This window comes from Weissella sp. MSCH1, from assembly GCF_045799135.1.
In the GTDB taxonomy this organism is placed as follows: Bacteria; Bacillota; Bacilli; order Lactobacillales; family Lactobacillaceae; genus Weissella.
The window spans coordinates 59,309-69,707 of the sequence record NZ_JBJMBA010000037.1 but is presented as its reverse complement, the minus strand read 5'-3'; the positions used below and the strand labels follow the sequence as shown (position 1 = coordinate 69,707).

Sequence of the window (10,399 nt, the reverse complement as noted above, 5' to 3'; positions counted from 1 at the left end):
ATGAATATGACGAAAATGGCCATCATGGCGGGATAAAATCCCGTTATTTTTGGATAAAAAGAAAGAAGGAGAAGAAAATCCGTCGGATTTTCTTCTCCTTCTTCATTTTCAGCTAGAACTGTTCTGTCCCAGCCTCTTTTTTGATCTTATTTCGCCAATTTCAACAACGATTCGGCAAAAATGGCCATCGATCGCGTTAAGTTCGCAACGGGCGTTGATTCATTTGCTTGATGACTCGTAACTGGCACGTCAGGGAACTGGCCACCAAAGGCTATCCCACGCTTCAACAAACGCGCATATGACCCACCATTTGACGTACGGGGGTTCATATACATCCCGGTTTGCTTCGCATAAACTAATGATAACGTCCCAACTAATTCATCTGTTTCGGGGACCAAATGCGGTTCCATTCCCCCTGGCCACACTTCAACAGTCGCCGCAAAGTCGCCCAAATGCCGTTGGACTTGGGTTGTCACTGCTTGGACATTCACACCTTGTGGGTAACGGAAATTCAACAAAATCGTGCCTTGACCATTTTGACTAAATCGCATGACACCAACATTAAGCGTTAAGTCCCCCATCACTTCATCATGATACCGTAGCCCAAGGTTTTCGGCACCAATATCATCATGCACAACGCGACCAATGAAATCCAAAAATGTTTTGGCATCGGCATTAAATGCAAAACGGCGCAAGAAGTTGGCCAAATAGGTTCCCGCATTTTCACCATCTTGCGGGTAAGCCCCGTGCGCTTGCACACCCTTCAACAAGAGACGCACTTCTTGATCACGAACTTCACTTTGCCCACTTAAAAACGGATATTGTGCCAAATACGTCGCAAATTCAGTTTGTACTTGAGCTGGATTCGGCACTGAAACACGTGCTCGCGCTTCGCCTGGGACAACATTTGGTCGTGAACCAGCAATGAAACGCCGTAACACGTAATCTCCGGTAGTCTGGTTAGCAAACCGCAGTTGCACCGTCTGAAAGGCTTTTTCACCATTCACAACCGGGAAGGCGCCGTCTGGTGAAAAGCCCATTGTCGGCTCGCCCTCTACCTCGAAGTAACGAGGTAAATCACGCCACCCGTTTTCTTCGTCCGTCCCGATAATTAAACGAATTTTGCGAGTCAACGTGATTTCATGGTCTGCTAAATATTTCATCGCATAATACGCACTCATCAGGTCAGCCTTCATGTCGGCTGCCCCACGCCCAAAGTAGAGACCGTCCAAAATTTCTGGCTTAAATGGGTCACGTAACCACCCTTCACCAGCGGGCACGATATCAATATGTGTCAAAATAGCGACTGTTTCGGCTGCGTCGGCCGGTCCGTACTCAATCCACGTGACCATATTGTCGACCCGACCATAACGAAAGCCATCACGTGCAGCCAATTCTTCCATCTTTGCTAAAGCACGCGCCATGTCAACGCCAAACGGTGTCCGATCCGACTGTGTATTTGGATCCAATATTGATGGTATTTTTACAATTTGATTTAAGTCGGCAATCAAATCCGCCTCATACGGCTTTGTTCGTTCGAACCACTCCATAGCGTTCTCTTTTCTCACGGTTTTTTAATACTTTAGATTTTAAACCAGTTGGCCAACCCCTGTAAAGCCAAAAAGCGAGGACAACCATGTGTCCTCGCTTTTTTATAACCTGTTTTATGCGCGCTTCTTCTTGTAGTAGTAGAAGACCGGTAATCCAATCAAGACTAGTACAATTGACAAAGCAGCCCCGGCAAAGTCGTTGATAATTGTTGATCCCAAAACAAACAAGGCACCAAAAATGGCAACTAATGGTGTAATTGGGAACAATGGCGTCTTGAACAACGTATCCTGTTCAGCCAAAAGTCCCTTCTTCACTTGGCGACGCAAAATGAAGACACCGAAGAATGCAGCAGTATAGAAAATCCAAATCGTAAAGATTGCAATATCTGACAAGCGGTCCACACCCTTGGTATAGAAGATATCCAACAACACCGTCATCAGTGTCACCGTGATAATGGCATTCACTGGTTCTTGCGTCTTACGTGTTAGCTTGCTCAAATACTTTGGGAACAAGCCATCTAATGACATCGCGTAGGCCATTCGTGGGAATGACAGCATCTTACCATTTAACGTTCCCAACATTGAAATGATGATGGCCAAGCTCAATGCACGCCCACCAAAGTCACCAAAGGCAGCCCGAACCACCGCAAACGTGGCATTGTTTTGCAACGCCACAATCTTATCTGATGGCAAAGCATGGTACACACCAAATGTCACCCCAACATAAGCCAAGACAACGATTAGCAAACCACCCACGATTGAGCGAGGCAAATCACGGCGTGGGTTCTTCAACTCACCAGCGATGTTTGATAGCAAAATCCAACCATCATACGCAAACAAGGTTGCCAGAATGGCCATTCCAAAACCACCACCGGTCGTTGTCACTTGGTGAACCGTTTGTCCCAAGGCATCAACCTTACCGAAGAACAAGCCATACACAATCAAGACTGCGATTGGCACCAGCTTAATTGAGGTCGTTGCTACTTGGAAGGCAGCCGGTACACGATTCTCCAACATGTTGATGCCAGCCACAAAGACCACGAAGATAACTGAAATCCAAGTAGCTGATGATTGTGACAAGCCCAAGAAGTTCGCCGTCAAGAATGCGGCATACCCTGCAATTGAAGCAATAACAGCCGGTGCATAAACGACCACTTGCATCCAACCGGCTAAGAACCCAGCCGCAGGACCATAAAGCTCTTCAATGTAACTGTACAAACCACCCGTCTTTGGCAAACGTGCACCAACCTCGGCAATTGTTAATCCTGCCGCCAGCGTAATCACACCACCGACAATCCAAGCTAACAACCCGGCCGTTGACGACCCCGCCGTTTGCAAGACACCCGCTTGCTTAAAGAAGATTCCCGAACCAATCACGGTTCCGATGACCATCGCTAACCCCGACCAAATACCCATCGATCGTTTCAATTCAATCTTGTTTTCCATAACGTAATTCCTACAACTCCCACATAACAATGATATAAAAAAAGCAGCCACCCAATCCTAGCGATTGGATGACTGCAAATCGTTCTTACAGTTCAAGCGTTACACGAAAACGCCCAATCACTAATTGTGTTGAGTTTGAACGATCATTATTATTATTGTTATTAGCAATGACGAACATAATCGTTCTCCTTCTTTTTAGTGTGCGTTTTTTATAACGATTAAAATCTTATCATATTCTCAGAAATTAAACAAGCAATAAAAAAATCTCAAAAACCAAGCGCGTTACCCTTAGTTTTTGAGATTAATTGTTTTTAATATTAACTATTAACGAGATTAAGCTTCTTCATACCATGAGTAGTGGTACATCTCACCAGCTGGCTTATCCGTACGCTCGTAAGTGTGCGCACCAAAGTAATCACGTTGCGCTTGAATCAAGTTAGCAGGCAACACTTCAGAACGGTATGAGTCAAAGTAAGCAACCGCTGCTGACAATGATGGTACTGGTACACCAGTTGCCGTTGCCAATGCAATGACACGACGGGCTGCTGCTTGATACTTCTCGGCAACATCCTTGAAGTATGGATCCAACAACAAGTTGTGCAAACCAGCTTCATTGTCGTAAGCATCTGTAATACGTTGCAAGAAGCGAGCACGAATAATCGCACCAGCACGCCACAATTGGGCCAACTCACCGTATTGCAAATCCCAGTCATAGTGATCTGAGGCCATACGCAATTGGTCGAAACCTTGTGCATATGACATGATCTTACCAAAGTACAATGCTTCGCGGATGTCTTCAACCGTCGCGTCAACATCCCCTTCAAAGCTAAACTCAGGACCAGCCAAAACCTTAGAAGCAGCCACACGGTCGTCCTTCATTGCTGAAATGTAACGCGCGTAAACTGATTCCGTAATCAATGATTGTGGGGCACCAACTTCAAGGGCTGATTGTGATGACCACTTTCCAGTTCCCTTGTTACCAGCACGGTCCAAAATCATATCAACCATTGGCTTACCTGAACCCAAATCATCATCACGTGTCAAAATGTCCGCCGTGATTTCAATCAAGTATGAGTCCAACTCACCCTTGTTCCACTCAGCAAATGTGCCTGCCAAAGCATCCTTGTCCAACTTCAACAAACGCTTCAACAAGTCGTATGACTCAGCAATCAATTGCATATCGCCATATTCGATACCGTTGTGGACCATCTTGACATAGTGACCGGCACCATTTGGTCCGATGTAAGCAACCGTTGGCTTGCCATCTTCAGGCGCCTTCGCAGCAATTTCCTTCAAGATTGGCTCAACCAAATCATAAGCGTCACGTTGGCCACCAGGCATCATTGAAGGACCTTGTAAGGCACCCAATTCACCACCTGATACACCCATGCCGATGAAGTTGATGCCTGATTGGGCCAACTTCTCTGAACGACGCATTGTATCCTCGAAGAACGTGTTTCCACCATCAATCAAAATGTCACCCTTTTCCAAGAAAGGTAGCAATTCTTCAATGACGGCATCAGTTCCGGCACCAGCCTTAACCATCAACAAGATACGACGTGGGGCCTTAATTGACTTCACGAATTCCTCGACAGTATAACCTGGCACAAACTTTTTGTCTGAGTGCGTTTGTACCAAATCTTCAGTACGAGCGCTTGAACGGTTGTAAACAGCCACCGTGTAACCACGTGACTCAACATTCAAAGCCAAATTACGACCCATAACGGCCAAACCAACAACACCAAAATCTGCAGTTGCCATGTTTTATTTTCCTCCAAAGTTTTATCTCTATCCCTCGATTGACTATAAGTTTAGTCCTCATTAGTTTAAAGTCAAAATAAAAAGTGTTGGTGAATTAATTGTGAAATTGTTTATCCCATATACAAACGTCAGCTAAGTTGATGCGCCTTGATTGGTAATTGAATTTGCGCAATAAAAAATGCCGGACAACTCACTGTCCGACATTCTTTATGCTTATTTAATATTGTGCCAATACGGACGTCACTACTTCATCTGAAGCAGTTGTCGTCATAAACCGACCCATTGGGGTGATAGCATGGCGATCTTTAAAGGCTAGCTTCTTGGTTTCTACTAACATCACAGTCAGGTTATTTTCCGTCAAAAATAGTTGACCTGGCTTACCGAGCTTTCCCTTCGTGTGCTTACCAATACGCCAACTGTGAAAATCAGCCGGCGTGAGCGGGTTCTCCTTAGGTTCAAAAGCGCCACTGTTGCTTTGCGTCATCACAACGCCAATTAACTCTGCTGTTGGATATTTATCTGCCATCATTAACCTCGATAATATGCCCACGGCACTTGCGGATCAAATTGGTCATCCGTTGAGACAACCAGTCCCTTCTTGAAACGTGTTAACAACCAGAAACGCAATGGTTCTGGAATACCCAACATGTCAAAATCACTTGTTGAAATAGCGTACCGAATACCCTTTTCGTCTTGATTAGTCACCTTTTGTACCCAGTTAGGATCGACGATCAACTCACGCCCAATCGCCGCACCATCGACACCTGCTTGTACAAGTGCTTCAACCTGTTCTGGCGTGCGCAACAAGCCAGCCACAATCAATGGAATGTTACCCAAAATGGCCTTATACTTCGCGTACAACGGCTCTTGGTCTTCCTTATTCATAAACGGCGTCTGGAACGCATCTTTCGATGAAATGTGGAAATAAGAAATTGGACGCTTGATAATTTCTTGGGCCATCGCCAAGGACTGATCGAAACGGATCCCTGGCGTTGTTGGTTCCTCAGGTGATTGGCGGTACCCAATAATAAATTGGTCATCGGCATACGCGGTCCGTGCAGCCACAACCGCATCTAAAACCGCCAACCCGTACTGCATACGCGCAGTTAAATCACCGCCCCACTCGTCCGTCCGCTGATTAGCGTGTTCTGAGAAAAACTGTTGCATCGCATACATATTGGCCCCGTGCAATTCTACACCAGCAAAGCCAGCTGCAATTGCCCGGCGCGTAGCCTCACCAAAATCAGCAATACTCTGCCGAATTTCGTCATCCGTCATTGGTCGCGGTGTTGCCATGCCTGGTTGGTGACCTGGTACATCTGAAGGGCCAACAACATCATCGTGCAACACAGCAGCCGTTTGGGCAATACGACCACCAAATGATAGCTGCAAAACTGGGACCGAACCACGATTCTTAATGGCATCCGCAATTTTCTTCAGGCCTGGAATTTTCTCATCGACATCCGCCCCAATTTGGCCAACATAGGTCTTACCAGCCATCGATACGTAGGCCATTTCGACAATAACTAAGCCTGGGCCACCAGCCCGCATCTTGTAGTAATTCACCTCATCATCTGTCACGACACCCGTCGCAAATGATGATCGCAAAGTTGTTGGTGGAAAAACAACACGGTTTTTAATTTCAACACCGTTCGCCAACTTAAAAGGCTCAAGGAATTTATAACTCATCAGATTTAACTCTTTCTACTTTATATGTGATTACAATTATAGCATTCTGGACAACGGCGTATTTATGCCCCTTTTTCTCGCTGAAATCTCAGCTGACATTTACAATAAGTTTAACAAATTTGTCGGCTTGTTTTGTAGAAAAAGAGGGGACTCGAATATGAAGTTTGAAACAAAGGTCATTCACGGCGGGACACAAGAAGATCCCTACACGGGTGCTATTACAATGCCAATCTATCAGACGTCAACTTATCACCAACAGACACTTGGTGGTCAGGCAAAATACGAGTATACACGTGGTGAAAACCCTACCCGATTCGCTTTGGAATCAGTGATGGCGGCCATTGAAAACGGAACAGATGGGTTTGCCTTTTCATCTGGTATGGCAGCGATTCATGCCACAATGAGTTTATTGAAAGCCGGCGACCACATTGTGATGGCCAACGATGTATATGGCGGCACCTTCCGCTTAGTTAATCGGATTTTAACGGATTTGGGCATTACGTTTACGGCCGTTGATACCGCTGACAGTGTGGCTTTACAAGAAGCGATTAAGCCAACGACGAAAATGGTTTATTTGGAATCACCATCAAATCCATTAATGCACGTCACCGATATCGCTGAAGCAGCCCGCATCGCTCACGATTCTGGCGCCATTGCAGTCGTGGATAATACATTCGCCTCACCTTACAATCAAACCCCCTTAGACTTAGGTGCTGATATCGTTATTCACTCCGGCACAAAGTATCTAGGCGGTCACGCCGATGTATTATCTGGCTTCGTCATTGTTAAGGACGCCGAATTGGCTGAACGAATCAAGTTTATTCAAATGTCAATTGGTGCCGTTTTGTCACCCCAAGATTCATACTTGGTGCAACGCTCAATTAAGACATTGGCTTTACGTGTACAGCGTCATAATGAAAACGCCATGGCATTAGCTGAATTCTTAAACAACCATCCCAAGGTAGCCAAAGTTTATTTCCCTGGTTTACCTGGCACACCAGACTACGAAATCGCGCGTCGTCAAATGCGTGGATTCGGGGGCATGATGTCAATTGAATTGCAACCTGGGTTGGACGTTAAGCAGTTCGTCGAGAATTTGGATGTCTTCCTATTAGCCGAGTCACTTGGTGGTGTTGAATCTTTGATTGAAGTGCCAGCCATCATGACCCATGCGTCAATTCCGCGCGACATTCGTTTAGCTAACGGCATTAAGGATGAATTGGTTCGTATTTCAGTCGGTATTGAAGACATCGATGATTTAATTGCCGACATGACAAAGGGCTTGGACGCCTTGTAATATTGCTTAAGCATGCAAAATAAAAACCGCGTTAACGTATATCTACGTTTAACGCGGTTTTTCAGTAAGCTACTGATGTCGTCAAATTACTTTGACTCCAATTCAGCCTTACCCTTGGCCCATTGTTGAATGTTAACAACTTCAGCCACACGAGCCTTCTTTGCAGAATCGTGTGATGTTGGTCGCTTACGAGCCCATGAGTTATATGGTGATTGAACAGCCATGATCATTTCCTCCATTTATGTTATCGATAACTTTACTAGTATACCGATAAAAACAAAGTGCGTCAAACCTTTATCCTAAATCCGTCAAACTTTCTCTCACAAATTGTTGAGAACCATATGCTAAGCCCGTATACTAAAGTTACTATGATTACACAAAAGACAACGTTCCCAGATTTCATCTGGTATCAAGTACATGATATGACACCCGAAGAGCGCTCATGGCTCACGACCGACCAGCTCATTCCCAATGAATTACTTAGTTATGCTGTTGACCCCTACGAAAGTGCCCGAATGGAGTACGACGAAGATGCTGATTTAACCTTAATCATTTTTGATGTGGTGACGCCAACATCAACCCGGGCCACAACCGAGCCAATCGGCATGCTCTTTAGCAATGACCAAAAGCGGTTGTTCACCTTTACGCGTCCCGAAACTGATTATGTGGATAACTATCTCAGTGGTACCGAAGTGAGTCGCCGACCATTGCCCGATCACGCTACCCCACTCGACGTCATTCTTAACGGTGCCGAGTTACTATCTTCTAAATTCATGTCGGCAATTTTGGAAATCAATCGCCGACGCACGCCAATCCAAAGTGAAATTCGTAAAACCAAGCAAACCCAAAAGACCATCGACCAACTAATGGATTTGCAAACTGATTTAATCTATTTACTTAATTCGCTGCATACCGACCGCGATTTACTGCGTTCATACAAAGCACGCAAAACGGTACAATTAACTGACCACCAGGCTGAACGCATTGATGACGTTACCGTCGAATTACAACAAGCCATCGATACTGGTGAACTATCACAGCTCGTGACCAATAGCGTGTCGGATGCGTTCGTTAATTTGGCAAATTCTAATTTGAATTGGACCATGAAATTGCTGACGGTTTCATCAATCGTATTGACGGTCCCTAACATTGTGTCAGGGTTCTTTGGCCAAAACGTTTCATTGCCCTTCACACACACCCCAATGGGTTGGATTATTACAATCATTCTGACCTTAATTCTGATGAGCATTACCACCGTCATTCTATGGCGGTCGGGGTTCTTTCGAAAGTAACCGATTACGCCAAAAGGCACCTTCCGACGAAGGTGCCTTTTTTGTGTCTTAACGACCCATTAATTTCTTCAACAAACTGTAAATCGCATACTTAGGGCCATTGATTGGCTTAACGAAAGTGCCCACCTTCTCTTCAGCAAAACCAGCAAAGCCTTGCTTGAAGCCAAGCACACCGTCTGATCCATCAAACACACCTGAGATACCATAGAAATTATAGTGTGGGATGTGACGTGCCACTGCTTGCTTAAAGGCATACTCTTGAACAGCATATGGGCCATAGAAATTCTTGTACTCGTCGTAAGTACCTGAATACAAGTAAATCATTTCATTAGCGGTCGCCAAGAATAATGAACCCGCAATGACCACCACATCTTGCCCCGCCTTCTCACGCTCGACCCGCGCTTGGGCAATGCGCTTTTCGTGTTGCTTATGTTGATCCGCATATTCCGCACGTTGACGTTGCAACTTCTTATAATTAGGCTTTTCCGCGATGCGGGCATCCAAATCCGCCACAACTTCAGCTAAGTGATTGCGCGCAGCTTCTTGGCCCGCAATGTAAGCTGGAAAGTCCATTTCGGCAAAGACAAAGTAGGCATCCTCACCAAATTCATCAAAGACGATTTGATAGAACTCTAAGTCCTTATCGTGATAATCCAAACGATCAGCTGTGTGTTGCGTCAAGGCCTTGAAGTCGGTTAAATCTTCACGCCCTAAGCGACGCAACTTAATACCAAATTGATCCGTCTTCTTAAGGTAGTACTTGCCATCCTTGGCAAAAGATTGACGTAACGCCTTGTCGGCATCGTCAGCTGCTAGCACTGGCGTCAGGTCCTTCACATATTGCCATGATGGCGAAGCGTTCGTTGTCCATCCCTTAGGTGCTGGCGTGTGCTTAAAGCCCGCAGCTGTTAAGGTGGTCATTGGCGCTTCGTTAGCTGTCCCGATTTGAGCCCCTTCATCATCGTAACGGCGGTAAATTTCATTGGGCACGACACGCAAGAACAAGCCATTGTGCGACTTGGCAAACTTTTCAACACCAGCCACAAATTCATTTACAAGCGTCTGGTTGCTGTAATCAATCAGCATCCCACCATCGATTTGGAAAAGATTACCCATGCGCACTGGAATCCAAGCTAGTACGGCGGCAGCCACAACCGTTGCGTCTTCTACCAGCCCTACCAAAGCTGTTTGCCAGCCACGGCGCGCGAGCAAACGGGCTTGAGCACTGGTTTGCAAGTAACTACCGGCCTGATGACCTTGCGCAAAGTCATCAAATTGGGCCTCCGTCAATTGTTCAAATGATCGTGTCATATCTTCTCACTTATGTCCCTTAACTAGAATTTCAATACTCTAAATTATACGCT

At 45.6% G+C, this 10,399-nt stretch carries 9 protein-coding genes; 2 read left to right on the top strand and 7 right to left on the bottom strand.

The features are described from left to right. Window positions 1–146: 146 nt before the first annotated feature. From pepV to ACJ28U_RS05075, 5 genes are all read right to left on the bottom strand, one after another. On the bottom strand, window positions 147–1,550 hold the full coding sequence (gene pepV, locus ACJ28U_RS05095; protein ID WP_407618598.1) for a dipeptidase PepV: 1,404 nt from the start codon (window positions 1,548–1,550) through the stop codon (window positions 147–149). 114 nt (window positions 1,551–1,664) lie between these two features. Beyond that, the gene (locus ACJ28U_RS05090; RefSeq protein ID WP_407618597.1) at window positions 1,665–2,996 is read right to left on the bottom strand and encodes an APC family permease; all 1,332 of its coding nucleotides are present in this window, start codon (window positions 2,994–2,996) and stop codon (window positions 1,665–1,667) included. A gap of 333 nt (window positions 2,997–3,329) precedes the next feature. Next, window positions 3,330–4,757 (bottom strand): NADP-dependent phosphogluconate dehydrogenase, encoded by a 1,428-nt coding sequence (gene gndA / locus ACJ28U_RS05085; RefSeq protein ID WP_407618596.1) that lies wholly within the window; start codon window positions 4,755–4,757, stop codon window positions 3,330–3,332. 217 nt (window positions 4,758–4,974) lie between these two features. Continuing rightward, window positions 4,975–5,283, bottom strand: coding sequence for a hypothetical protein (locus ACJ28U_RS05080; RefSeq protein ID WP_099088678.1), 309 nt, complete (start codon window positions 5,281–5,283; stop codon window positions 4,975–4,977). Between the two features lie 2 nt (window positions 5,284–5,285). Continuing rightward, window positions 5,286–6,446, bottom strand: a complete 1,161-nt coding sequence (locus tag ACJ28U_RS05075) for an NADH-dependent flavin oxidoreductase (RefSeq protein WP_407618595.1) — start codon at window positions 6,444–6,446, stop codon at window positions 5,286–5,288. A gap of 157 nt (window positions 6,447–6,603) precedes the next feature. On the opposite strand from ACJ28U_RS05075, the gene ACJ28U_RS05070 reads away from it, so the two are divergent. Continuing rightward, the gene (locus ACJ28U_RS05070; RefSeq protein WP_407618594.1) at window positions 6,604–7,743 is read left to right on the top strand and encodes a trans-sulfuration enzyme family protein; all 1,140 of its coding nucleotides are present in this window, start codon (window positions 6,604–6,606) and stop codon (window positions 7,741–7,743) included. Between the two features lie 86 nt (window positions 7,744–7,829). Here ACJ28U_RS05070 and ACJ28U_RS05065 read toward each other — a convergent pair whose 3' ends face one another. Next, window positions 7,830–7,967 carry a hypothetical protein gene (locus ACJ28U_RS05065; RefSeq protein WP_003608805.1) on the bottom strand — a complete coding sequence of 46 codons (138 nt, stop codon included), beginning with the start codon at window positions 7,965–7,967 and terminating at the stop codon, window positions 7,830–7,832. A gap of 144 nt (window positions 7,968–8,111) precedes the next feature. Between ACJ28U_RS05065 and ACJ28U_RS05060 the strand changes: the two genes are divergently transcribed. After that, the gene (locus ACJ28U_RS05060) at window positions 8,112–9,035 is read left to right on the top strand and encodes a magnesium transporter CorA family protein (RefSeq protein WP_029237436.1); all 924 of its coding nucleotides are present in this window, start codon (window positions 8,112–8,114) and stop codon (window positions 9,033–9,035) included. 48 nt (window positions 9,036–9,083) lie between these two features. On the opposite strand, the gene ACJ28U_RS05055 is transcribed toward ACJ28U_RS05060, so the two are convergent. Next, window positions 9,084–10,346, bottom strand: a complete 1,263-nt coding sequence (locus ACJ28U_RS05055; protein WP_407618593.1) for an aminoacyltransferase — start codon at window positions 10,344–10,346, stop codon at window positions 9,084–9,086. Between the last annotated feature and the right edge of the window lie 53 nt (window positions 10,347–10,399).